Below are 25,582 nucleotides of genomic sequence, written 5' to 3' on the forward strand. Positions count from 1 at the left end.
TGCTGACTACGATTGCGTAGTCAGCATGGTATATATGTGCTTAATCGCGGGTCTGATGCTCCGGGCGTAGTAAGCCCGATGCCCCTTCAGAGTAGTCGCGAGGCGGCATTTTCACTGGTGCCTGATCATTATCGGCCTCAGATTCGGTCAGACGGTAGCGGAATGGATTATCCTGCAACGGTAAGTCCGGTAGTAAGTTATTGGAGCTTTTCGCCATATGCTGATAGAGCTGGCGGTAGTCGCGAGCCATATTATCCAGCAACTCAGCACTGCGGGCGAAGTGCCCAACCAGTTCCTGACGGTACTCTTCCAAATCTGTTTTGCTCTTCTCCAGCTCATTTTGCAGCACTTGCTGCTGACGCAATTTGCGGTTGCCAAAGCGCATAGCTACCGCGCCAATCACGATACCAACAACCAACCCAATAAGCGCATACTCCCAGGTCATGATGACTCCTTTTTTGACTTCATTGTTCAGCAGGACTTTTCACTTAATAATAGCCACTATAACCGCTAACCTTGTCTGAGTGGAATCCTGATGCAACTTTGCTTTTGGTTATCAGGTTTTTTCCGCAGAGATAGAGTCGGTAAATGCTGCGATTGCACGATAAATCAGTGAGAAAGTAGCGTGAAAAGTAGATAACTATTTTATCAGGGATTGGTGATAAACATGCAATCAAGTACACCTACAACACTTTACCAGCAGGCACTTGATGCTGGTGACTATCAATCTGATGATGTGCAACGGCGCGCTGTAGCCCAACTAGACCAAATTTATCACGCACTGCAACAGCGCCAGAGTGAGCCACCGACTGGCGCCGGTTTACGTGGGCGGTTGAGCCGTTTGATTGGGCGCACGTCAGCCAAAAAAGTCATACGTCCGGTTCAGGGCCTATATATGTGGGGCGGCGTCGGGCGCGGTAAAACCTGGCTGATGGATATGTTTTTCCACAGCCTGCCGGGTGATCGCAAGCTGCGATTGCACTTCCACCGCTTTATGTTGCGGGTACATCAAGAGCTGGCCGAGCTACAAGGTCATGAAAATCCACTTGAAATTATCGCCGATAACTTCAAGATGCAGACTGATGTGCTGTGCTTTGATGAGTTTTTTGTCACCGATATTACGGATGCCATGCTGCTGGCAACACTGCTGGACGCACTCTTCGCCAGAGGCATTACACTGGTCGCGACATCCAACATTCCACCGGATAATCTGTACCAAAATGGGTTACAGCGCGCCCGCTTTCTGCCGGCTATTGCATTGATCAAGCAGTATTGTGACGTGATGAATGTTGATGCTGGTATTGATTACCGCTTGCGCACGTTAACTCAAGCGAATCTCTATCTGACGCCGCTCAGCCAACAAACCGCGCAGGCGATGGATGAGATTTTTGTCAAGTTAGCGGGTAAAGTGGATGAGCGCGCCCCTGTACTGGAGGTGAATCACCGGCCACTGCCCGCCATTTGCGCGGCACAGGGCGTTTTGGCGGTGGATTTCCATACTTTGTGTGAAGAGGCTCGCAGCCAGTTGGATTACATTGCACTATCGAAACTCTATCACACTGTTTTGTTGCACAATGTCCACCGCATGGAGACGCGAGATGAGAATACCGCTCGGCGTTTTCTGGCGTTAGTCGATGAGTTCTACGAGCGGCGAGTGAAGCTTATCATTGCGGCTGAAACTTCTATGTTCGAGATTTATGGTGGTGAGCGCCTCAAATTCGAATATCAGCGCTGCTTATCGCGGCTACAAGAGATGCAGAGTGAAGAGTATCTCTCTTTGCCGCATCTGCCGTAAGTGCATATTCTGTGCCACAGTTATTCACTTTTGACATGCTAAAATGCTATTCTATTGCGGGCGATTATCCTTCGCCCTGACTTAACATGTTTAATTTATGCCTTTCTCGTCAAAAACAGTTCGATCTTTAACGCTGACTTCTCTATAATCTTGCGACCCCACGTTACAACAAAGTTTTTTTCCCAAAAACTTTGATAGTGCCGGCATTGGCTATTCGAAGGGGTAGGTTTGCTGGACTGATGGTCGTGTGAGCCTCAACTGTTTTTGAACGTTTGGGTGTTCACCAACGTGTAACTTATTAATTGGGTAAGCTTTTATAATGAAAACTTTCACAGCTAAACCAGAAACTGTAAAACGCGACTGGTATGTTGTTGACGCGAATGGTAAGACCTTAGGTCGCCTCGCTACTGAACTGGCTAGTCGCTTACGCGGCAAGCATAAAGCGGAATACACCCCGCACGTTGATACTGGTGATTACATCATCGTTCTGAACGCAGAAAAAATTGCTGTAACCGGCAACAAGCGTACAGACAAGATTTATTACCGTCACACCGGCCACATCGGTGGTATCAAACAAGCGACCTTTGAAGAGATGATTGCCCGCAGTCCTGAGCGTGTGATTGAAATCGCGGTTAAAGGCATGCTGCCGAAGGGTCCGCTGGGCCGTGCAATGTATCGTAAGCTTAAAGTTTACGCAGGTACTGAGCACAATCATGCGGCGCAGCAACCGCAAGTTCTGGACATTTAATCGGGATTATGGCAATGGCTGAAAATCAATACTACGGCACTGGTCGCCGCAAAAGTTCTGCAGCTCGCGTTTTTCTTAAGCCGGGCAGCGGTAAAATCGTTATTAACCAACGTAGCCTTGAAGTTTACTTCGGTCGTGAAACTGCCCGCATGGTAGTTAATCAACCGTTGGAACTGGTAGACATGGTTACCAAGTTTGACATGTACATCACTGTTAAAGGTGGTGGTATTTCAGGTCAGGCTGGCGCTATCCGTCACGGTATCACCCGTGCACTGATGGAATATGACGAGTCTCTACGTGGTGAACTGCGTAAAGCTGGCTTCGTAACGCGTGATGCGCGTGAAGTTGAGCGTAAGAAAGTGGGTCTGCGTAAAGCACGTCGTCGTCCACAGTTCTCCAAACGTTAATTTTTTGCCTTTATGGCATCAGATTGATGGTAAAAGCCCGGTGTTTCACCGGGTTTTTTTATTTCTCTGAAAAATATATTTGAAAAACATATCTGAAAAACACCTCCCTACCACGCCATATATTATATTTTTTGCCGCTAACTAATTGTCAGATAGACGATTTTTTATGAAATAGCCGTACCACCCCCACAAAACATTCAAAATCTGGTAAACTATCACTCACTTTTGTGCCTGTTCGGCGAACTGTTGGCGCCCGTCTATCTCCCTGGCTGAATTATTCTCTCGACCAAGGCTTATTTACGGCAGCAGCTGTCGAGATTGCGAACTGGCGGTAAAACGACTCAGGATAGCAACCTCACCGTGGGCTATTCGCACTGTTTTCTAGATAATCTTGGAGGTTTTCATGGCTGTCGCTGCCAACAAACGTTCGGTAATGACGCTGTTTTCCGGCCCGACCGACATTTTTAGCCATCAAGTACGTATCGTACTGGCGGAGAAAGGTGTCAGTGTTGAGATTGAGCAGGTTGAAGCTGGTAATCTGCCGCAGGACCTGATTGACCTCAATCCCTACCAGACCGTCCCTACTTTGGTTGATCGCGAGCTGACATTATATGAATCCCGCATCATCATGGAGTATCTGGATGAGCGTTTCCCTCACCCGCCATTGATGCCGGTATACCCAGTTGCTCGTGGTAGCAGTCGTTTGATGATGCACCGCATTGAGAAAGACTGGTACACCCTGATGCATAAAATTGAGCAGGGCAATGCACAGGAGGCAGAAGCAGCACGTAAGCAACTGCGCGAGGTTCTGCTCTCTATCGCCCCAGTATTCAATGAAACGCCTTACTTCCTGAGCGAAGAGTTCAGCCTGGTTGATTGCTATTTAGCTCCGCTGTTGTGGCGCTTGCCAGTATTGGGCATCGAGCTAACTGGCGCGGGTTCTAAAGAGTTGAAAGGCTATATGACACGTGTGTTTGAGCGTGATGCGTTCCTGGCTTCCCTGACTGAAGCTGAACGTGAAATGCACCTGAAAACCCGAGGTTAATTGCTATGGAGATGTCGGATATGTCTCCGCGCCGTCCCTATCTGTTACGCGCATTTTACGAATGGTTGATTGATAATCAACTGACGCCACATCTGGTGGTTGATGTGACAAGGCCAGGTGTTTCGGTGCCAATGGAGTTTGCACGTGATGGGCAGATTGTATTGAATGTGGCACCGCGCGCCGTGGGTAACCTGGAACTGGGTAATGATGGCGTGAGCTTCAATGCCCGTTTTGGTGGCGTACCTCGTCAGGTCATCGTACCTATGGCTGCGATAGTGGCAATTTATGCGCGAGAAAATGGTTCTGGCACCATGTTTGAACCTGAAGAGGCTTACGATTCGGATGCTGAGGGTAATTTCGAGGGCATCGAAGAGGAAGAGGGCAATAACGCACCAGCTGACAATCTGATGTTAGTCACGGACGAAACACCATCTTCGCAAGACGATAATGGTTCACCTGATGATGAGCCGCCACAACCGCCACGCAGTGGTGGTCGCCCAGCATTGCGGGTCGTTAAGTAGCCCCTTCGTTTTCAAGCAAAGTATTAGTCTTTCTAAGGGCGGCTTGGCCGCCCTTATCATTTCCTCATAACCAATAATCAAGATAACTTTTTCAATTCAGCCAGGCAGTTATCACGCTGGCTCATCATGTCGCTATTTCTGATCGTGGATAAAGTATGAGAGGCGCGCTGCTGGAAGTTAGCTTTGGTGGCACTATCTTTGATATCAGCTGGCGCGGTACAAATCTCTGATAATTTGAGTGTTTTGCTATCACTTACCGCTTTTAGTACTGCGGCTGGGTTGTAAATCAGTGCGGAAGAGAGTGCTGATTTTACCCCTGCGGTGAAATTTGCGTTCCCCCCATCGGCCAGTTTAGGGGCCATGGCAATCCAATTATCATCACCCAGTTTGATATTATTCTCTACCGCTGGCAGTTGCCCAGCTTTTGCCAGTTCAGCCACCACTGCGCGGGCACCACGTGCCTCAATGTTATAGCCAACTTCTTGATAATTAAGCGACATCGCCAATGCGCTGCCACTCATCGCCAGCAATCCGCCAGCAATAAAAAGTAAGTGAGATTTCATAACAGATGATCCTTTCTTTAAAACGGGGCGTAACAAGATAAGTAGGCCAAGCGGTGTCGGCCCAAAAGCCAATATAAACTCGGCCTTTACTATAGCGCTTCACGGTTAAAATGCTGCAAATAAGGGGGGTGAGATTGTTACAAAATCTTGGGTGGGGGGGATAAACTCATAAAAATGCCGGATAGCCAGCCATTATACCATTGACCAAATTGATTGAAGGGGGAATGTTCCGTTGGGGTCGTAGTCGCGTAAGCGACCGAAGCGCCCCTAGGGGCAGTCGCCCCTTCACACATCTGGCTTAATGTTGGGTTTGTCATCAACTTGAGGGCTGGATAACCAGCCCTCAATACCATTAAATGATCGAAAAATCCTGAGTATCAGACTTCCAGATAATTCATGATGCCTTCTGCGGCTTTGCGACCCTCGGCGATGGCGGTTACCACCAAATCAGAGCCACGGACAATATCGCCGCCAGCAAAGATTTTCGGGTTACTGGTCTGGAAGGCATTATCGGTGCTTTCAGGGGCAACGACACGGCCTTGCTTGTCCAGCGCCACGTCATGGGCAGCCAACCACTCCATGCTGTGTGGGCGGAAACCAAACGCCATTATCACGGCGTCTGCGGGCAGAACATGTTCTGAACCTGGGATCTGCTCTGCCATGCTACGGCCCTGTGCATCAGGCGCGCCCAGTTGGGTGCGAACCATTTTCACGCCGCAAACTTTGCCATTGCTGTTCACTTCAATGCTCAATGGTTGCAGGTTGAATTTAAATTCGACCCCCTCCTCGCGAGCATTCTTCACCTCCCGTTTGGAGCCTGGCATGTTGGCTTCATCGCGACGATAGGCGCAAACCACGTCAGTTGCGCCTTGACGGATAGAAGAGCGCACACAGTCCATCGCGGTATCACCACCACCCAGCACCACCACACGTTTACCCTCCATGCTGATGTATGGCTCGTGAGCGGCTGCTTCGTAGCCCATCAACTGTTTGGTATTGGCAATCAGGAATGGCAGCGCATCGTAAACACCGGATGCATCTTCGTTTTCCAGCCCGCCGCGCATAGATTGGTAAGTACCCACACCGAGGAATACCGCGTCATACTCTTTCAGCAGCGCATCCATGGTGATATCTCTGCCGACTTCGATATTCAACTGGAACTCGATGCCCATCTCAGAGAAAATTTTTCGGCGCTTAATCATCACCTCTTTTTCCAGCTTGAAGGCTGGAATACCGAAGGTCAGTAAGCCGCCAATCTCTGGGTGACGGTCAAACACCACCGCTTGCACGCCGTTACGCGCTAATACGTCAGCACAGGCCAGCCCCGCAGGGCCAGCGCCGATCACCGCGACACGTTTGCCGGTCGGGTGAACATGGGACATATCCGGCTTCCAGCCCATCTCGATAGCTTTATCACTGATATAGCGCTCGATGTTACCGATAGTGACCGCACCGAACTCGTCATTCAGGGTGCAAGAGCCTTCGCATAGACGATCCTGTGGACACACGCGGCCACAGACCTCCGGTAAGCTATTGGTCTGGTGAGCCAGATCCGCCGCCTCCATAATCCGCCCCTCATTGGCGAGTTTCAGCCAGTTGGGGATGTAGTTATGTACCGGACATTTCCATTCACAGTAAGGGTTACCGCAAGATAAACAGCGGTCTGCCTGTGCTTTGGCCTGTGTTTCCGAGAATGGCTCGTAAATCTCAACAAATTCAATTTTACGGATCTTCAGCGGCTTTTTCGGCGGATCTACGCGCTGTAGGTCGATAAACTGATAAACATTCTGACTCATTTCAACCCCTTACTGCGCTTGAATCCGCAGCTCAGCTGCGGAACGGCTACGGTGGCCCAACAGTGCTTTCACATCGCTGGATTTCGGTTTAACCAAAGCAAACTTGGTCACCCACTCCGGCCAGTTAGCCAGAATCTCTTCGCCACGGCTAGAACCTGTCAACTGAACATGTTCAGTGATCAGCCCACGCAGATGCTCTTCATGGATGGCCAGTTGATCGACATCCAGGACCTCTACCAGTTCAGGGTTAACACGTTTACGGAATTCACCGTCTTCATCAAGAACGTAAGCGAAACCACCGGTCATACCGGCACCGAAGTTAATCCCGGTGCGACCCAGTACGCAAACAATTCCGCCAGTCATATATTCACAACCGTTATCGCCGATACCTTCAACCACGGTGATAGCACCGGAGTTACGCACCGCGAAACGCTCACCGGCACGGCCTGCGGCGAACAGTTTACCGCCAGTGGCACCATACAGGCAGGTGTTACCGACAATGCTGGCTTCGTGGCTACGGAAGTTAGAACCCACCGGAGGGCGCACCGCGATACGGCCTCCCGCCATCCCTTTACCCACATAGTCGTTGGCATCGCCAGTCAGGGTCAGCTCAACGCCGCCGGCATTCCAGACGCCAAAGCTCTGACCGGCAGTGCCGGAGAAGTAAGCTTTGATGGGATCAGTCGCCATACCTTGATCGCCATGTTTAGTGGCAATCGCGCCGGACAATGACGCGCCTACCGAGCGGTCAGTGTTGCGGATATCAAAGTAGAACGTTTTGCTGTGTTTGGCTTCAATATGTGACTCGGCCTGCGACAGCAACTCTTTGTTCAGTGACCCTTTGTCGAACGGTGGGTTACTTTCGGTGCAATAGAGTGCTTTGCCCGGATGTGGCGTGGCGGTTTTCAGCATTGGCGACAGATCCAGCTTGTTCTGTTTGGCGGAGATGCCATCCAGCTCCAGCAGCATGTCGGTACGGCCAATCAAATCAACCAGTTGGCGTACACCCAGCTCGGCCATGATCTCACGGGTTTCCCGCGCAATGAATTGGAAGTAGTTCACCACACGCTCAGGCAAGCCGTGATAGTGGTCACGACGCAGTTTCTCATCTTGGGTGGCGACACCGGTGGCGCAGTTATTCAGGTGGCAAATACGCAGGTATTTACAACCCAGGGCCACCATAGGGCCAGTGCCGAAACCGAAGCTCTCTGCCCCCAGAATCGCCGCTTTAACAATATCAACACCCGTTTTCAGGCCGCCATCCACTTGCAGGCGGATTTTATGGCGCAAGCCATTGGCAACCAGTGCTTGCTGTGTTTCAACCAGCCCCAGCTCCCACGGACAACCGGCATATTTCACCGACGAAAGTGGGCTAGCACCAGTGCCGCCGTCGTAGCCAGCAATGGTAATCAGATCGGCGTAGGCTTTCGCTACACCAGTGGCAATGGTGCCCACACCCGGCTCAGAGACCAATTTCACTGAAATCAATGCCTTCGGATTGACCTGTTTCAAGTCGAAAATCAGCTGCGCCAGGTCTTCAATTGAGTAAATATCATGGTGCGGTGGCGGGGAGATCAAGGTCACACCCGGCACGGAATAACGCAGTTTGGCAATATACGGCGTGACTTTATCACCCGGTAATTGACCGCCTTCACCCGGTTTCGCCCCTTGGGCTACCTTGATCTGGATAACATCAGCATTCACCAGATACGCCGGTGTGACGCCAAAACGACCCGAGGCCACCTGCTTGATACGGGAGACCTTATTGGTGCCGTAACGGGCCGGATCTTCGCCGCCTTCGCCGGAGTTAGAGAAGCCGCCGAGGCTGTTCATGGCGATAGCCAGTGACTCATGGGCTTCTGGGCTGAGTGCGCCGATAGACATCGCGGCGGTATCAAAGCGGGTGAATAGGGATTCAGCCGGCTCCACCTGATCGACAGGGATCGGCGTACCTTGCGGTTTGATTGCCAACAGATCACGCAGTGTGGCGATCGGGCGCTCATTTACCAATTTGGCATAAGCCTGATAATCGCTATATTCGCCGCTGTGAACCGCAGTTTGTAAGGTGCTGACCACATCCGGGTTATAGGCATGGTATTCACCGTTATGAACAAATTTCAGTAAACCGCCCTGATCCAATGGCTTACGTTTTAACCAGGCGCGTTTGGAGAGATTCTGCAAATCCTGCTGGAAATCGCTGAAGCTGGCCCCGCCGATACGGCTCACCACACCCTGGAAACAGAGATCAGTCAGTTCACGATGCAGGCCAACTGCTTCAAACAGTTTAGAGCAGCGGTATGAGGCGACGGTGGAGATGCCCATTTTGGACATGATTTTGTACAGGCCCTTATTGATCCCATTACGATAGTTAAGCATCACATCGCGATACTTCTTATCAATAGCCTGGGAATCAACCAATTTAGCCAATGATTCATAAGCTAAATAAGGGTAAATCGCAGTTGCACCAAAACCGAGTAGCACCGCGAAGTGATGTGGGTCGCGGGCGCTGGCGGTTTCAACAATAATGTTGGCGTCGCAGCGCAGGTTTTTCTCTACCAGGCGGGTCTGGATAGCGCCAACTGCCATCGGAGCCGGAACCGGCAGACGATTCGGGGCAATAGCACGATCTGACAGCACCAACATCACGGCACCATCACGCACTTTGCGCTCCGCTTCTTCGCACAGGGCGAGCACCGCTTGTTCTAAATCAGTTTCAGCGGGATCAAAGCTTAAATCCAGACGATCGGCGCGGTAGTGCTCCCCTTCCAGCGTGGTGAGCTGCTGGAAATCGGAGAACAGCAAGATGGGCGACTTGAAGCTCAGACGGTGCGCCTGACCTTCCGCTTCGGAGAACACATTCATTTCACGGCCGATACTGGTGGCCAGTGACATGACGTGCGCTTCACGCAGCGGATCGATTGGCGGGTTGGTCACCTGGGCGAACTGCTGGCGGAAGTAATCGTAAATAATGCGTGGGCCGCTGGACAGCACGGCAAATGGGGTATCATCGCCCATTGAACCGGTCGCTTCCTGACCAATTTCACCCAGCACGCGGATGACTTGATCCAGCTCTTCGCTGCTGTAACCAAACTGTTTCTGGTAGGTTTCCAGTGTCGAATCATCTAACTGGCGGCTGCCCACCTGATCTTCCGGCAAATCTTCGAACGGCACCAGGCGCTTAACGTTCTTCTCCATCCACTCTTTATACGGGTGGCGGCTTTTCAGGTCGTTATCGGTTTCGGCAGAGTGCAGGATCTTGCCACTGCGGGTATCGATCACCATCAGTTCGCCGGGGCCGACGCGGCCTTTTTCAATCACTTCATCGGGCTGGTAATCCCAGATACCGACTTCAGAGGCGCAGGTGATCAGCTTGTCTTTGGTGATGACGTAGCGCGCAGGGCGCAGGCCATTACGGTCAAGGTTACAAGCCGCATAACGGCCATCTGACATCACGATCCCCGCCGGGCCATCCCATGGCTCCATATGCATGGAGTTGAAGTCAAAGAAGGCGCGCAGGTCGGTATCCATATCCGGGTTGTTCTGCCAGGCCGGTGGCACCAGCAGGCGCATGGCGCGGATCAAGTCCATGCCGCCACTGAGGAACAGCTCCAGCATGTTATCCAGCGAGCTAGAATCTGAGCCGGTCTCATTGACGAATGGCGCTGCATCCTGCAAATCGGGGATTAATGGCGTTTTGAATTTGTAAGCACGTGCGCGCGCCCATTGGCGGTTACCGGCGATGGTATTGATTTCGCCGTTATGGGCCAGATAGCGGAACGGCTGAGCCAGCGGCCAGCGCGGCACGGTGTTGGTTGAGAAGCGCTGATGGAACAGGCAAATTGCCGATTCAAGGCGCAGGTCAGCCAAATCAAGATAAAAGCGGGGTAGATCCGCAGGCATACATAAGCCTTTATAGATCGTCACCAGGTTAGAGAAACTACAAACGTAGAAATCTTTGTCACCTGAAATCCGCTTTTCGATACGGCGACGCGCCACAAACAGGCGGCGCTCCATATCACGTGGACGCCAACCCGCAGGGGCGTTCACAAAAATTTGTTCAATCCGAGGCAGGGAGGAGAGAGCGATTTCACCAAGAACATCTGGGTTGGTCGGCACTTCACGCCAGCCGATAATCGACAGCGTTTCGTTTTGCAACTCTTCTTCTACAATGCGGCGGCTTGCCTTGGCGAGTTCTTCGTCCTGACTGAGGAACATCATGCCGACGGCATAGTTTTTGGCCAAACGCCATCCGCGTTCTTCAGCGACCATCCGGAAAAAGCGATCCGGTTTTTGTAAAAGCAGGCCACAGCCGTCGCCAGTCTTGCCATCAGCAAGGATCGCGCCACGGTGTTGCATGCGGGCCAGTGCGTGTATAGCGGTACGCACGACCTTATGGCTAGGTTCGCCTTCTATGTGGGCGATTAGGCCGAAACCACAGTTGTCCCTTTCTTGGGATTTATCGTACAACATATCAGTGAACCTCCCCAGGCTCTGCGAGACTCTCACAAACCGACTCCAGAAGGACATCGTGACTGAGGCGGTGTGGGCTGACAGGCGCGTATTTCGCGGCAAATCTGCTTTTCCGCCCTCCGCCAATGGCCTCTTGTGGCGGTTCTCACAAGTGGTAAAAGACTTGTTTTAAGAGGGAGTCTTAAATTACTGCATAATTATGACTAGACGTTTGCCCGTCTAGAAAGCTTCCAGCGGACCTCCAACTTAGCGAGAAAGAATACTCAGGTCAAATATAGGCTTAAGATATATCTTTAAGGTGATAAGTGGCTTTATCGCCATGAAAAATAATAGGTTATTGGCATTTTCAACCCGTCGGATGCATTGTGCAGTAGACCTAGAAATGTGAGCTGTCTCACTATAGTGCAATCGACAAATCTCTGCACCATGCTAGTGCTGACGGGGATGCTGGAGTTATATGCTGCTTTTATTATATTTATTGATGTTTAAAACTATTTTTCACTGAATTGTAATAGAAGCGCTAAGGGCTTGGTGCAAATAAGAAAATTTAATCATCGGTCAAGTGATTTTATTTGCATTTATAATGAATGGTTATGCGAAGTTGCACCCAAGGGCATGGGAGTTGATCTCTGTCATCGCGCACAACATCGTTGGCGGGTAACCTTGGGTTCTTTTCAGACAGGTAGTGCCAAGATTATGCAGTTGCAGCGATTAGTCAATATGTTTGGTGCGGATTTACAACGGCGCTATGGTGAAAAAGTGCATAAACTCACGCTACATGGCGGGTTTAGCTGCCCCAATCGTGATGGAACACTCGGTCGTGGCGGTTGCACTTTTTGTCAGGTGGCCTCATTTGCCGATGAGCAAATGCAGCAGCAAAGTATTGCGCAGCAGTTAGCGGCACAGGCAAAAAAAACCAATCGAGCAAATCGTTACCTGGCTTACTTTCAGGCCTATACCAGTACTTATGCAGAGGTGAATGCGCTAGCGGTGATGTATGAGCAGGCGCTGGCCGAAGCTGATATTGTCGGTTTATGTGTGGGAACCCGCCCTGACTGCGTACCGGATGCGGTGCTGGATCTGCTGAGTGGTTATCATCAGCAAGGTTATGAGGTCTGGCTTGAGCTAGGGCTTCAGACTGCGAATGATAAAACTCTTAAACGCATTAATCGCGGCCATGATTTTGCCTGCTATCAGCAGACTGCGCGCCGCGCCCGCGCCCGTGGCCTCAAAGTGTGCTGCCATCTGATTGTTGGCCTGCCCGGCGAGGATCAGGCGCAGGGGATGGAGACCCTGGAAATGGTGGTGGCAACGGGCGTTGATGGGCTGAAACTGCATCCGCTGCATATCGTTGAGGGCAGCACCATGGCGAAAGCCTGGCGCGCAGGGCGCTTGCCAGCACTGGCGCTGGAGGATTACGTGCAGACGGCCGGTGAAATGATTCGCCATACGCCAGCCGAGATTGTTTATCACCGGATCTCCGCCAGTGCGCGCCGCCCTACGCTGCTTGCCCCCCTGTGGTGTGAGAATCGCTGGACCGGCATGAATGAGCTGAATAATTATATGCTTGCTCATGGTGGGCAAGCCTCTGCTTTGTGATCGGCTACTGCGCCGTCAGTTTTGACCCGCACCTTATTTTGGCTATATCTGCCTGCCGTTTGTGGGCAGATAATCGGCTTGTTTTCCCAATCTCTCCCGTTATTTGCACTCTTTTCCACACTTCTGAGGAAGCCATCTTATCTCTCGCTCGTTTTACGGTATGATTTATCTCCTTGGGGATATCCAGAAATAGAGACAGGGGTTGCGATGAAGCAAATCAGGGTATTGGCCCAGTATTACGTTGATTTAATGGTTAAGTTGGGGCTGGTTCGCTTCTCACTGCTATTGGCCTCGGTGCTGGTGTTGCTCGCCATGGTGGTACAGATGGCCGTGACCTTTGTGCTGAGTGGCTCAGTGGAAACCCTCGATCTAGTGCGGTCTATCTTCTTTGGTTTGCTGATAACACCCTGGGCGGTCTATTTCCTGTCAGTGGTGGTGGAGCAGTTGGAGGAGTCGCGCCAACGGCTATCGCGTCTGGTGGATAAGCTTGAAGTGATGCGCTACCGCGATTTGGAACTGAATAAGCAGCTGACCGAAAATATTGCTCAGCTCAATCAGGAGATCGTCGAGCGCGAGAAAGCAGAGAAAGCGCACTTGCAAGTGGTTGATAAACTGAAAGAAGAGATGGGCCACCGGGAACAGGCTCAGGTTGAGTTGGGGCAGCAGTCCGCTCTTTTGCGCTCCTTTCTGGATGCCTCGCCGGATCTGGTTTATTACCGTAACGAAGATAATGAGTTCTCCGGCTGTAACCGCGCGATGGAGTTGCTGACCGGCAAAAGTGAGAAGCAATTGGTCGGGTTGACGCCAAAAGATGTCTATGCGCCGGATATTGCTGAAAAAGTGATGGAAACCGATGAAAAAGTCTTCCGTCACAATGTCTCTCTCACCTACGAGCAGTGGCTGGTTTACCCCGATGGCCGGAAAGCCTGCTTTGAACTGCGAAAAGTGCCGTTTTATGATCGTGTCGGCAAACGTCACGGCTTAATGGGCTTTGGGCGCGATATAACCGAGCGTAAGCGCTATCAGGATGCGCTGGAGAATGCCAGCAGGGATAAGACCACCTTTATCTCCACTATCAGCCACGAGCTGCGCACGCCGCTTAATGGCATTGTGGGGCTGAGCCGCATCCTGCTGGATACCGAATTAGACAGCGAACAACTGAAATACCTGAAAACCATTCATGTCAGTGCTATCACCCTCGGTAATATTTTCAACGATATCATTGAGATGGATAAGCTCGAGCGGCGCAAAGTTCAGTTAGATAATCAACCGATTGATTTTACAGGATTTATGGCGGATTTGGAGAATCTCACCGGTTTGCTGGTGCAGCCGAAAGGGCTGAAATTCATTATGGAGCCGGAATTACCGCTGCCGGAGAAGATCATCACCGACGGTACGCGCTTACGCCAGATTTTGTGGAATCTCATTGGTAACGCCGTGAAATTTACCCAGCAGGGCAAAATTGTGGTGCGGGTGCGGCGTGAGGGTAATGACCGCCTGACTTTTGAAGTGGAAGATTCAGGTATGGGCATCCCTGAAGATGAGCAGGATAAGATTTTTGCCATGTATTATCAGGTGAAAGATAGTAACGGCGGTCGTCCGGCAACTGGCACAGGGATTGGCCTGGCGGTCTCTAAGCGGCTGGCACAGAGTATGGGCGGCGATATTACTGTGAAAAGCACCCAAGGATCAGGCTCCTGCTTTACACTGACCATTAAAGCGCCGGCGGTGCAGCAAGCTGTCAGCGCGCCATCAGGTGATGAGATACCGCTACCTGCGCTCCACATCTTGCTGGTGGAAGATATCGAGCTGAACGTGATTGTCGCGCGCTCGGTGTTGGAGAAACTGGGCAACAGTGTCGAGGTGGCGATGAACGGCCACGATGCATTGGCGATGTTTAAACCGGATGATTTTGATTTGGTACTACTGGATATTCAACTGCCGGATATGAGTGGATTGGATATTGCGCGGCAGATTCGAGCGCAATATGACTCCGAATCACTGCCACCACTGGTGGCATTGACCGCCAACGTGCTTAAAGACAAAAAAGAGTATTTAGACGCCGGGATGGATGACGTGCTGAGTAAGCCGTTGTCGGTGCCAGCGCTCACGGCCATGATTAAGCAATTCTGGGATCATAAGCCCTCTTCCTCAGCCAAAAAACAGGAACATAAAGTGATGCAAACCCATGAATCGTTACTTGATACTGCGATGTTGGAACAGTACATCGATTTGGTCGGCCCGCAATTGATTCATCAAAGTTTGGAAATGTTTGAACAGATGATGCCGGGATACCTGGCGGTGTTGGATTCAAATATGACCGCGCGGGACCAAAAGGGGATTACCGAAGAAGCGCATAAAATTAAGGGTGCGGCAGGTTCTGTTGGCTTGCGTCACATCCAGCAGCTTGCCCAGCAGATTCAAACACCGACACTGCCAGCATGGTGGGATAACGTGCAAGATTGGGTCGATGAATTAAAATTAGAGTGGCGCAATGATGTGCAGGTGTTACGTGAATGGGCGGCGGAAGCTGAAAAAAAATAACCCCGACCGAGGCCGGGGTGCGCGAATACTGCGCCAACACCAGGGAAATCGTTAACCTGCATATTATTTCGATTTCGAGTGGATTTGCAGGTTGTAAGGATTCGTCCATACATCATACAAGCAATAACATAGCAAATGTAAGCGCTCTTGTTACAAGATTCATTAAAATATGTGATAGAGATTGGTCTTTGTCACTAGAACGGGTTAAGCGATTGACAGCGTAAGAAAAGGAGAGGTGTGATGAAAACGGTCGGTGTAGTCCTTAGCGGATGTGGTGTTTTCGACGGTGCTGAAATACATGAATCTGTCTTAACAATGCTGGCGTTGGATCGTGCGGGAGCTAAGGTTTTACTCTTCGCCCCCGATAAGCCACAACTACATGTTATTAATCATATTACCGGCGAAGCGATGGCTGAGCAGCGGAATGTATTAGTGGAGTCCGCGCGCATTGCCCGTGGGCATATCACCCCACTTTCCTTAGCCAATTCAGCGCAGTTGGATGCTTTGATTGTCCCCGGTGGTTTTGGGGCCGCCAAGAACCTCAGCGATTTCGCAATTAAGGGTTCTGAATGCACCATAGACCCAGATTTAGTTAAGTTAACCCAGTCAATGCATAAGTCAGGTAAACCAATTGGATTTATGTGTATTTCGCCGGTTATGCTGCCGAAACTGTTGGGTAAACCTATCCGCCTGACGATTGGTAACGATCCCGATACTATTGATGCAATTGAGATTATGGGTGGGGAACATGTTATTTGCCCTGCTGATGATGTGGTGATTGATATTGATAATAAAGTGGTGACAACCCCGGCTTATATGTTGGCGGGATCAATGTCTGAAGCCGCCAAAGGGATTGATAAATTGGTCACGAAGGTGCTGGATTTAACCGAATGAAGTCAGCCAGGCGCGCACTAAATCGGCTTTGGTATTGGGTAAAACGGGGCGTCATTGGCATTGTTGCATTGTGGTTGGCCGGTATTTTGATTTTTGCCTTCCTGCCGGTTCCTTTTTCCATGGTGATGATCGAAAGGCAGCTAGGTGCTTGGTTAACCGGAGATTTTTCATATGTTGCGCACTCTGATTGGGTGCCAATGGATGAAATTTCACCTTACATGGCGCTGGCCGTGATGGCGGCGGAGGATCAAAAATTCCCCGAGCATTGGGGGTTTGATGTCGACGCCATTGAATCTGCGCTATCTCATAATCAGCGCAACCAACATCGTATCCGCGGCGCATCCACGTTATCGCAACAAACGGCGAAAAATCTGTTTCTGTGGGATGGGCGAAGCTGGGTGCGTAAAGGGCTGGAAGTGGGGTTGACCGCCGGTATTGAGCTGGTGTGGACCAAACGTCGTATTTTGACTGTGTATCTGAATATTGCAGAGTTCGGCGAGGGTATTTTTGGCGTAGAGGCTGCTGCAAAGCACTTTTTCCACAAGCCAGCCAGCAAATTGAGCGCATCAGAAGCCGCCATATTGGCCGCAGTACTACCCAATCCGTTACGTTTTAAGGCTAATGCGCCTTCGGGTTACGTGATTTCACGGCAGCAATGGATTTTGCGCCAGATGCGTCAGTTGGGCGGGAAAGATTTTTTACAAGAGAGCGCTTTGGATTAACCCTACCCTTCGTCCTTGGAGCCGCAGGGGTGTTAGCTGCGCTCGCACACCCGAATCACTTACTTGTGTAAGCTCATCGGGATGAGTTCACTGGCTGCCTACCTGCAGCGCCAATAACTTTGGGTACATGTATTACAGGATTGCAGATAAAAAATGGGCTTAGAGAAATCTAAGCCCATAATAGTTTGATCTCACGCCAATAAGCGGAATTATTTCACGATAGTGAATGCGGTAGTGACGTGTTTAACACCACTGACCTGGCTGGCAATCTGTGCAGCTGATTGCGCTTCCTGCTGAGTCACCAGACCCAAGAGGAACACTTCGCCATTCTCGGTGGTCACCTTTACATTCGACGATTTAACCGAGTCGGCGGTGAGTAATTGTGAGCGAACTTTGGTGGTGATCCAGGTATCCATTGACGCGGTAGTCAGATCAACTGGTTTACCCAAGCGCATCTCGTTATACACTTCGGTGGCGCCATCGACGCCCGCCGCAATTTGTTTTGCGCGATTAGACAGCTCTGCGGTTGGTGTTTGCCCGGTCAGCAATACTTTCCCTTGATAAGCGGTCACCACAAAACGTGTCTGGCTTTTTATCTGCTGATCTTTGCTTAGCGCGTTGACCACTCTGGCTTCTAGTGTGCCATCGTCTACCTGAGTACCGACAGAGCGTGGGTCTGTTGCGGATTTTGTAGCAACCGCTGCGCTGCCGACAACCACGGCACCGACACAGCCTTGCAGCAGCAGGGCGCTGAATAGCATGGCAAAAATATAACCAACCTTCATTCGTGCTCCTTTAATCGTCCTGATGAGGAAATAGAGTGTTATCAATTAAGTCACACAAGCAATTCACTGTGAGCATGTGTAATTCTTGAACCCGCGCGCTACGGTGCGAAGGGATGCGGATTTCAACATCCTGCTGACCTAACAGGCCAGCCAGCTCACCACCATCGTAACCGGTAAGGGCAACAATGGTCATATCACGGGTCACTGCGGCTTCGACCGCTTTCACAATATCACGGCTATTGCCGCGAGTGGAAATGGCGAGCAAAACATCGCCAGCGTGACCGAGCGCCCGTACCTGTTTGGCATAGACTTCATCGTGTAAACGATCATTGGTGATAGCCGTCAGCACCACATTATCAGCATTCAAAGCGATAGCTGGCAGGCTTGGCCGTTCTGTTTCAAAACGGTTTATCATGCTGGCAGCAAAGTGCTGCGCATTAGCCGCAGAAGTGCCATTGCCGCAGCAGAGAATTTTATTGCCGTTGAGCAGTGACTGAACCAACGTCATTGCTGCACGGGATATAGCATCAGGCAGTGCCTCAGCCGCGGCAATCTGGGTTTGAATACTTTCGGTAAAACAGCCTTTGATTCTATCCAGCACGTTGATTTAACTCACTTATTATTTAATCATTCCGGTAACAATCCGGCGAAACTTATTAATCCGCATTGAAGGCGTTAGGTAGCCATTCTAACTGACTACCGGTGATAGCAAACACATCAAAACGGCACGGTGTGGTAGCAAAACTGGCATCTCGTTGAGCGAGCCAAATGGCGGCGGCTCGGAGTAACCGTTGTTGCTTGCGGTAGGTGACGCTGGCCGCGGCACCACCAAATAGGGCATTGCGCCGAAAGCGAACCTCAACAAATACCCAGGTTGGCCCATCGCGCATGATAAGGTCAATCTCACCGCTTTGATAGCTGACATTGGCCGCTTGAAAAATCAAGCCCGCCCGCTCCAGATGGCGACGGGCTTGCTGTTCGTAATGTGCGCCAGTATCCTTTTGGCTCATACCTATTCCCTTCGTTCTTGAAGTTGCAGGGTTGTTAGCTGCTCTCACGCACCCGAATCACTTACCTGAGTAAGCTCATCGGGATTTGTTCGTTTGCTGCCTACCTGCAACTCCAATGACTTTGGGAACACTCTTCGTTCTTGAAGTTACAGGGTTGTTAGCTGCTCTCACTGATCCTAATCACTTTACGCGGCAGGTACTACCATGCCCTGACGATATTGTAACCAAGGTAGCTTACGGGTGATAACGCAATCTGCGGAAGCGGTTAATTCACCGGTGGTGCCGCTGACTTGGAAGCCCGGAATCTGTCGCATTTCAGCAAAATGGTTCGACAATGTCCATGCATCAATCCCCATGGCGTACAAACGCACCAGTGAGTAGTCATTGGCATATTTGGCCGCCGCTTGTTGCATCAATGCGGGATTAGCCCCTGCCATCAATGGGATATCACTAAACTGAATACCTTCCATCTCTAAGCGGTAATCCGGGCCGGCACCCGCCTGATAGCTACGTGAGCTGGCAAATAGCGCAGGTTTGCTGCGCGAGCTGGTGGCCATATCAATCATCGGCTTAATCAGCGTCAGTTCAGCAGGGGTGGCAATGATATACACCGAATCAATGTTACCACCGGCAGAGGTGGAGACGACCGGCGCATCCACTGGCGGTGCCGGAATTGTCAGGCCGGCAATGGTGACAGAGGCGGGTGCCGCAGCAGGTGCGCTTGAAATGGCGATCGGCTGCCCAGTCAGACGGATACCGGCACCACTATTGATGGCTTGTTTCAACTCAGCAGTGGAACCGAAATTCTGCTGCAATACTGTCTGCCCACCCTGTTTTTGCCACTCCTCAGCGAAGGCTTTAGCAACGCGATCACCGAAGGCACCACGCGGGGTTAGCAATAGTGGCGCTCTTTTTTCCTGACTCCACAGATGATGCGCGGCATCGCGGGCTTCATCTTCTGGCGACAGTGCGAAGTAACAGATATTCGGATTGTTGGTGTTCACTTCCGGCTGGTTCAAGGCCAGGATATTTAGGGTGCTTGGGGTCGCACTCAGTTGCTCAACGTCGGGCTTCAGTAGTGGGCCAACAACCAGTGTTGCGCCATCTTGCTGGGCTTGCGCCAATAGTGCGGCAATGGGCTGGGTAGTGGTATCGTAGATCTTCACTTGCGCATTGCTGGTGGCAACAACCGGTGCCGCTACTGGCGCTGGAGTGGCCATGGCGGCTACTTCTGCCGGTGCGGTGGCATCAGAAGGGGTGTTCGCCGTGGCATCGGGTGTTACGGGAGCCGAAGCGGCTACCGGTAACCCACTCTGCGCGGCAGTAAAACCTTGTTGGATAGCATCGGCGAACACCTGTGCCGGGCCACTCAATGGCAGCAACAGCGCAATTTTCGCTGTGGATGCCTGGCTGAAATTGCTTATCTGAGTCAACGCCGTTGGCAAACTCTTCGCCGCTGGATTTTGCGGATAGCGGTTCTGCCAATCTTTAATCGCGGCTTTCAGCAGTTCAGGATCTTGTTTGTTATCCTGATACACATGGGTTAAATCCAGCCAGCCTTGCAGCACATTTTCGTCTGCATTAATCACAATGTTATTCAATTCTTGTGGCGTTAGCTGTGCCAGTGCTTGCCAAGTGCTATCGATATTATCCTGATGGGCTTTATCTTTCAGCAGCGGTTCCTGGGCGATAAATGCCCGAATCAGTGGGAGCGTAGCCCTACCTTGATTGGCCGCAATTTGGGCCTGATAGAAGCGAACTTGTTGATTAGCGGAGAGCTGGGTGGCATCTAGCTTGCCAAGAATATCGGCAGCAGCAGGCGTGTTTTTCTGCGCCACCAGCAGTTCTGCGGTCAGTAATTGCTGTTCCTGACGTTGCGTATCGCTCAGATTAGCCGGTAGTGCAGCAAGCTGTTCTGCCGCCTGAGGAGTCTTCCCTTCACGTAACAGGGCACGAATGGCGAGTAATTGCCAGTCAGCCTTGTTATCATCACTGCTCTGTTGCAGCTGCTGCAAATAATAGTCGGCGTTAGCGCTGGCTTCGTCCTGTATATTTGCGGGTGGCGGTGTCTGTGGTGCTCTGCCTGAACAGGCTGCCAGTATTAGCGCAGCAAGAACAACAGGGAAAAACCCTGCTTTGGAACGAACGAATGTTGAGGAAAGCATACTGTATCCAGTGATGTTTTTTTCAAGATGCTCAATATTAAATCGGTAATTCGGATGAAACAATGAATCAACACGATCGAGCAGTGATTTCTGCATCTACGCTTTATGTGGTACCTACCCCAATCGGTAATTTAGGGGATATCACCCACCGGGCGTTAGAGGTACTGAAAGGCGTTGATTTGATTGCGGCAGAAGATACACGTCATACAGGGTTGCTGTTACAGCATTTCGCGATCAACGCCCGCCTATTTGCACTTCATGACCATAACGAACAACAAAAAGCCGATCATTTACTGGCGAAACTGCAAGAGGGCCAGAGTATTGCGCTGGTTTCAGATGCAGGAACGCCACTTATCAATGATCCGGGCTACCATTTAGTGCGCCGTTGCCGTGAAGCTGGCATCAGAGTTGTGCCATTACCGGGCGCTTGTGCGGCGATTACTGCCCTTTCTGCCGCCGGTCTTGCCTCAGATCGTTTTTGCTACGAAGGCTTCCTGCCCGCGAAAACCAAAGGCCGTAAGGATACTCTGCAAGCGCTGATTGAGGAACCTCGAACACTGATCTTCTATGAATCAACGCATCGCTTGTTGGAAAGTTTACAGGACATGGTAACCGTACTTGGCCCACAACGCTATGTGGTACTGGCCAGAGAGTTGACCAAAACCTGGGAGTCTATCCATGGTGCGCCAGTTGGCGAGTTACTGGCTTGGGTTCAGGAAGAAGAGACCCGTCGTCGTGGCGAAATGGTACTGATTGTTGAAGGGCATAAAGTGCAGACCGATGATGCATTACCCGCCGCCGCATTGCGCACTTTAGCGCTGCTGCAACAAGAGCTGCCGTTGAAAAAAGCCGCCGCCTTGGCCGCAGAAATTCACGGTGTGAAAAAGAACGCGCTCTATAAATATGCACTTGAACAGCAAAATGGCGGTCAAGACCAAGCGGAAGATGACATTCAATCGTAATGTGATTATAATCCGCCGCGGAGTTGACTAGACAGTCGCCGCTTCGCTGCCGTCCCTTTCGGGGGAGACAGGTGAAGGGGAGGAAAGTCCGGGCTCCATAGGGCAGGGTGCCAGGTAACGCCTGGGAGGCGCAAGCCTACGACAAGTGCAACAGAGAGCAAACCGCCGATGGCCCGCGTAAGTGGGATCAGGTAAGGGTGAAAGGGTGCGGTAAGAGCGCACCGCGCGGCTGGCAACAGTTCGTGGCATGGTAAACTCCACCCGGAGCAAGGCCAAATAGGGGTTCACATGGTACGGCCCGTACTGAACCCGGGTAGGCTGCTTGAGCCAGTGAGTGATTGCTGGCCTAGAGGAATGACTGTCCACGACAGAACCCGGCTTACCGGTCAACTCCACTCATTCCATCAAACCCCGCTTCGGCGGGGTTTTTGTTTGATGAGGGAGAGGAGTGGCTGCCCACGGGGCTCGTTTTTGTTCGTTAAAAATAGTCAATTAGCTTATTTTGGCAATGCCAGTCACTCTAGAACGATGATTCCAAGGCGGCCCATTAGCTGTGATACCTGGTCACTATCCAATTTGACGCCCTCCAAATCGTTTTTACGCAGGTCTAACTCACCGATGGCAGAATTGGTCAGGTCACAATGTGTGAAATTTGCTGAACTCCAGTCAAAAGATGAGAATTCACCGCCAGATAAATCAGATCCGCTAAAAGTTGCCCCTAAAACATTAGTACCAATCCAACGGTTTTCCCATAATTCACATTTTTCTAGCACAACCTTCGAAAAATTCGCATAACTTAAATTGTTTTTAGTGATATATGCACTACAAAACCAACTTCGAGCGGTAATCATATTCATAAAACTGGCCCCGCGAAAATCAGCGCCTTGAGCTCGGCAATCTCTTATTTCTATTCCCAATGCATTAATATTCATGAAGTTATTCATGGTTAGATCGCAGTTTTTAAAACTGGCGTCTTTTAAGGTTGCGCGATTAAATTGACAGCCCACCTGATTTTCTCGATCGTAGAATTGGCAGTTGATGAACTGTGTATCGGTTAAATCGTTACCAGAAAAATCGCATTCAAAAAACTGACTATTTTCTACCGTGCTTCCAGTAAATTGATTGGTATTAAACTTTGTACTGCGATAGAGGGACGACATCATTAAAATACCTGTGTATTTGCTCAATCTGAGCACTGTCAGTTAACGGCCTCAACCTGTTTTTGAGTGCGGTAGTAGAGTAACACCAGCACAAAAGCGATTACCGTTAAAAAGATCAAATAGGCCCCATAAGTTGGGAGCATCTCGGCAAGGGTCTGCCCTCGCATAGCAAAATCGCGATAAAATCGATACTGCCACACCAGTGGGAAGGCATAACTAATGTAGTAGGCCCAAAGGGGCATGAAACCCACCGCCATCGTTGCCCCGCCCATAATAAAGCCGGGCGGCACTAGGAATGTCATGAGACTGGCACCTTCCCCCGGATTTTGCGTCTTCCAGGAGAGAATCAAGGCCAACCAACCAAAAGCCAATCCGGTCATGAATATGGTGGGGACATAGGCAAAATAGTTGCCCTCAAATCGCAGTTGACCAAATACAACCAATAAGGCGCTCACCAGAGTAATTCCCGTGGTGTAAAAGAGGGCATAGGGGACCATACGGCACATTAGCGCCAGCGGGCCTCGGTTAAAGACGGCATTTCCCCAGGCGCCCGTGACTTTCAACCTTCCGATGACCATCAGTGTTGCCAAGCCATAAAAAAGTGAGGAGAAAAAGTAGACAAAAGCAATGCTGGTGGAGTTGGTCGCAGAGCTTGTCGGGTTAAATAAATTGCGACTTTTCAGCAGCATTGGACTCAACGCCGCCTCTAGCTGCGCATTACCCAGCCCTAATGAGGAGATGCGCGCGGCTCCAATTTCAGCCCCCAGTTCGGGGATATATTCATGAAGATTTTGCAGCACTTCTGCATTTTGTGCTGAGTTGCTGTAGTCCGCAAAGTAACCAAGCCGCACAGTGTTGTCGCCAGTATTCAGACTCTTTTCAAGCCCCTTAGGGATATAGAGCACGCCAATATTGCGGTCGTGTGAGGTCAATATTTCCGGATTAACGGGGGAGTGTAAAACCTGAGTGACCTCAATATAGGGCGACGTATTGATCTTCTGAATTAGCTCAGTTGAATAATGGGAGGCATCCAGGTCAATGACCGCAATCTTGCCTTCAAAGACCGTCGAATGAGAAAAGATCAATGAAAACAATAATGCGATAACCGCCGCAACGACAATGGCGACCTTGTGATAGGGCATCACGTGTCCTGACATCATGGCACCAATTTCATCGAGCATGGACTTAACGATGTTGTGCATCATCCACCTCTAGTGTCATTCCGGTGAGTAGTTGCGGTTTTTCTTCGGTGTAGATGCGGATTTGGTAGGAGGTCAAATCGGCCTGACCACGCTCTCGGGTCATGCGCAAATCAGAAAAAGAGGGGGCGGCATTCGCAAAACGCACCACACCTTTAACTTGAGTAGCAAGTGCAGGCACTTGTGCGCTCACTGCCGTACCCGGTTGGTAGGCGCTAACCATATTCTCATTGACGTAAATATCAACATATCTGCGGTCACTCTCCAGAAGAACCGCAGGGGCGCCAGTTGGGACAATTTCACCCGGCTCATAAAGAAGTTTTAAGACCTTACCCGCTTCAGGTGCGGTCAGTGTCAGGCGGCTGTGATTGACCTCAAGTTGCTTAAGCTCCGCTTGAGACTGGGCTAACTGAGCACGAAGCTGATCCAGCACATTTTCGCGATTTTTGATCGACTCGCGCGAGTTGGCGATAGCTTGCAGTGTCATGCCCTGAGCGCTCGCCTTCTCCGCAAGCCGTTTCATCTGTTCTGGTGTAGTACCAATCATGGCCGAAGCAAGCTGGCGCTCTGCTTGCACCACCGCCGCATGGCTCTGGGTTAAGGTGCTTTTTGCACTATCCAACATTGATTGCGAGACACTGCCGGTGTGACTCAACTTCAGCGCACGATTAAAGTCAGTGCGGGCCAGCTCTTCACTGGCGCGAGCGGCACTCAGCGTGGCCTGAATCTCCTCGATTTTTCGCCAGGAAGAGACTTCCGTTAATTTAGTTTCATCATTTGCGATTCGGGTCGCAGACTCTTCCAGACGAATAGACGCCTGCTGAGAACGGATAACTGCCTTTAGGCGCTCAATGGCGATGTTAGTGTCCACTTCATCCAGCACCATGAGGATGTCACCTTGCTGAACCCTCTGAGATTCCTGCACATGACGCGTGATAAGTTTCCCGCCGACCTTCTCAAACGCAATATTGATTTTATCTGCGGTCAGTACACCCGATTTCAAACTTTGTGCCACGGATACCGCATCATTTCTCGATCCAAAATAGATAAGGCTCGAGCCAACTAGCAGCAGTATCAAGAAAGTCACTGCAATTCTCTTTATTGGTTTTAAGGTGTTTTCTTGTTCTGGATTCAATTTATTTAGCCGACTAAGTAGATGGTTAAAAAGAGGGTTTACCCTGATAAACCCAGTATTTT

21 protein-coding genes and 1 other RNA gene are annotated in these 25,582 nt (G+C 50.8%); 11 read left to right on the forward strand and 11 right to left on the reverse strand.

Annotated features, from left to right (window positions below; all coding sequences use genetic code 11):
- Positions 1 to 40: 40 nt before the first annotated feature.
- On the reverse strand, positions 41 to 445 hold the full coding sequence (gene zapG / locus FFE93_RS02425) for a Z-ring associated protein ZapG (protein WP_004714934.1): 405 nt from the start codon (positions 443 to 445) through the stop codon (positions 41 to 43).
- Positions 446 to 667: 222 nt separating this feature from the next.
- On the opposite strand from zapG, the gene zapE reads away from it, so the two are divergent.
- From zapE to sspB, 5 genes are all read left to right on the forward strand, one after another.
- Entirely contained in the window at positions 668 to 1,795 is a 1,128-nt protein-coding gene (gene zapE / locus FFE93_RS02430; protein WP_138774735.1) for a cell division protein ZapE, read from the forward strand.
- 319 nt (positions 1,796 to 2,114) lie between these two features.
- Positions 2,115 to 2,543, forward strand: coding sequence for a 50S ribosomal protein L13 (gene rplM / locus FFE93_RS02435; RefSeq protein WP_004874088.1), 429 nt, complete (start codon positions 2,115 to 2,117; stop codon positions 2,541 to 2,543).
- Between the two features lie 14 nt (positions 2,544 to 2,557).
- Positions 2,558 to 2,950 carry a 30S ribosomal protein S9 gene (gene rpsI, locus FFE93_RS02440; RefSeq protein ID WP_005162424.1) on the forward strand — a complete coding sequence of 131 codons (393 nt, stop codon included), beginning with the start codon at positions 2,558 to 2,560 and terminating at the stop codon, positions 2,948 to 2,950.
- A gap of 403 nt (positions 2,951 to 3,353) precedes the next feature.
- Entirely contained in the window at positions 3,354 to 3,995 is a 642-nt protein-coding gene (sspA, locus tag FFE93_RS02450; RefSeq protein ID WP_005276622.1) for a stringent starvation protein SspA, read from the forward strand.
- Positions 3,996 to 4,000: 5 nt separating this feature from the next.
- Positions 4,001 to 4,516 (forward strand): ClpXP protease specificity-enhancing factor, encoded by a 516-nt coding sequence (gene sspB, locus FFE93_RS02455; protein ID WP_005276623.1) that lies wholly within the window; start codon positions 4,001 to 4,003, stop codon positions 4,514 to 4,516.
- Positions 4,517 to 4,593: 77 nt separating this feature from the next.
- On the opposite strand, the gene FFE93_RS02460 is transcribed toward sspB, so the two are convergent.
- The 3 genes from FFE93_RS02460 to gltB form a co-directional block, all read right to left on the reverse strand.
- Positions 4,594 to 5,079, reverse strand: a complete 486-nt coding sequence (locus FFE93_RS02460) for a hypothetical protein (protein ID WP_138774736.1) — start codon at positions 5,077 to 5,079, stop codon at positions 4,594 to 4,596.
- 377 nt (positions 5,080 to 5,456) lie between these two features.
- Complete coding sequence (locus FFE93_RS02470) at positions 5,457 to 6,875, reverse strand: glutamate synthase small subunit (RefSeq protein ID WP_004874092.1); 1,419 nt, start codon at positions 6,873 to 6,875, stop codon at positions 5,457 to 5,459.
- 9 nt (positions 6,876 to 6,884) lie between these two features.
- On the reverse strand, positions 6,885 to 11,345 hold the full coding sequence (gene gltB, locus FFE93_RS02475; RefSeq protein WP_032898353.1) for a glutamate synthase large subunit: 4,461 nt from the start codon (positions 11,343 to 11,345) through the stop codon (positions 6,885 to 6,887).
- Between the two features lie 696 nt (positions 11,346 to 12,041).
- Between gltB and FFE93_RS02480 the strand changes: the two genes are divergently transcribed.
- From FFE93_RS02480 to mtgA, 4 genes are all read left to right on the forward strand, one after another.
- The gene (locus FFE93_RS02480) at positions 12,042 to 12,944 is read left to right on the forward strand and encodes a TIGR01212 family radical SAM protein (protein WP_005276628.1); all 903 of its coding nucleotides are present in this window, start codon (positions 12,042 to 12,044) and stop codon (positions 12,942 to 12,944) included.
- 207 nt (positions 12,945 to 13,151) lie between these two features.
- The gene (arcB, locus tag FFE93_RS02485; RefSeq protein ID WP_005276629.1) at positions 13,152 to 15,488 is read left to right on the forward strand and encodes an aerobic respiration two-component sensor histidine kinase ArcB; all 2,337 of its coding nucleotides are present in this window, start codon (positions 13,152 to 13,154) and stop codon (positions 15,486 to 15,488) included.
- A 240-nt stretch (positions 15,489 to 15,728) separates the two neighbouring features.
- On the forward strand, positions 15,729 to 16,382 hold the full coding sequence (gene elbB, locus FFE93_RS02495; RefSeq protein ID WP_032898354.1) for an isoprenoid biosynthesis glyoxalase ElbB: 654 nt from the start codon (positions 15,729 to 15,731) through the stop codon (positions 16,380 to 16,382).
- Positions 16,379 to 17,104: a monofunctional biosynthetic peptidoglycan transglycosylase gene (gene mtgA, locus FFE93_RS02500; RefSeq protein WP_057648976.1), complete on the forward strand. Its 726-nt coding sequence runs from the start codon at positions 16,379 to 16,381 to the stop codon at positions 17,102 to 17,104. The genes elbB and mtgA overlap by 4 nt, the downstream gene beginning before the upstream one ends.
- A 209-nt stretch (positions 17,105 to 17,313) precedes the next feature.
- Here mtgA and dolP read toward each other — a convergent pair whose 3' ends face one another.
- The 4 genes from dolP to FFE93_RS02520 all read right to left on the reverse strand — a co-directional run bounded on the left by dolP (position 17,314) and on the right by FFE93_RS02520 (position 21,064).
- The gene (gene dolP / locus FFE93_RS02505; RefSeq protein ID WP_005276635.1) at positions 17,314 to 17,889 is read right to left on the reverse strand and encodes a division/outer membrane stress-associated lipid-binding lipoprotein; all 576 of its coding nucleotides are present in this window, start codon (positions 17,887 to 17,889) and stop codon (positions 17,314 to 17,316) included.
- A 10-nt stretch (positions 17,890 to 17,899) separates the two neighbouring features.
- Positions 17,900 to 18,490: a DnaA initiator-associating protein DiaA gene (gene diaA / locus FFE93_RS02510; protein WP_004391999.1), complete on the reverse strand. Its 591-nt coding sequence runs from the start codon at positions 18,488 to 18,490 to the stop codon at positions 17,900 to 17,902.
- Between the two features lie 55 nt (positions 18,491 to 18,545).
- On the reverse strand, positions 18,546 to 18,899 hold the full coding sequence (locus tag FFE93_RS02515; RefSeq protein ID WP_005276638.1) for a YraN family protein: 354 nt from the start codon (positions 18,897 to 18,899) through the stop codon (positions 18,546 to 18,548).
- Between the two features lie 185 nt (positions 18,900 to 19,084).
- Positions 19,085 to 21,064, reverse strand: coding sequence for a penicillin-binding protein activator (locus FFE93_RS02520; RefSeq protein ID WP_138774738.1), 1,980 nt, complete (start codon positions 21,062 to 21,064; stop codon positions 19,085 to 19,087).
- Positions 21,065 to 21,126: 62 nt separating this feature from the next.
- Between FFE93_RS02520 and rsmI the strand changes: the two genes are divergently transcribed.
- Together rsmI and rnpB are read left to right on the forward strand one after the other, a co-directional pair.
- Entirely contained in the window at positions 21,127 to 22,026 is a 900-nt protein-coding gene (gene rsmI / locus FFE93_RS02525; RefSeq protein ID WP_032898500.1) for a 16S rRNA (cytidine(1402)-2'-O)-methyltransferase, read from the forward strand.
- Between the two features lie 19 nt (positions 22,027 to 22,045).
- Positions 22,046 to 22,424: RNase P RNA component class A (gene rnpB / locus FFE93_RS02530), an RNA gene on the forward strand.
- A gap of 117 nt (positions 22,425 to 22,541) precedes the next feature.
- Here the strand turns inward: rnpB and FFE93_RS02535 are convergent.
- The 3 genes from FFE93_RS02535 to FFE93_RS02545 are packed head-to-tail and all read right to left on the reverse strand — an operon-like array spanning position 22,542 to position 25,400.
- Positions 22,542 to 23,186 (reverse strand): Qnr family pentapeptide repeat protein, encoded by a 645-nt coding sequence (locus tag FFE93_RS02535; RefSeq protein WP_049602893.1) that lies wholly within the window; start codon positions 23,184 to 23,186, stop codon positions 22,542 to 22,544.
- Positions 23,187 to 23,224: 38 nt separating this feature from the next.
- Positions 23,225 to 24,388 (reverse strand): ABC transporter permease, encoded by a 1,164-nt coding sequence (locus FFE93_RS02540; RefSeq protein WP_049602881.1) that lies wholly within the window; start codon positions 24,386 to 24,388, stop codon positions 23,225 to 23,227.
- Positions 24,372 to 25,400, reverse strand: a complete 1,029-nt coding sequence (locus FFE93_RS02545; RefSeq protein WP_049602894.1) for an HlyD family secretion protein — start codon at positions 25,398 to 25,400, stop codon at positions 24,372 to 24,374. The genes FFE93_RS02540 and FFE93_RS02545 overlap by 17 nt, the downstream gene beginning before the upstream one ends.
- Positions 25,401 to 25,582 lie beyond the last annotated feature (182 nt).

The organism is Yersinia sp. KBS0713, from assembly GCF_005937895.2.
GTDB lineage: Bacteria > Pseudomonadota > Gammaproteobacteria > Enterobacterales > Enterobacteriaceae > Yersinia > Yersinia bercovieri.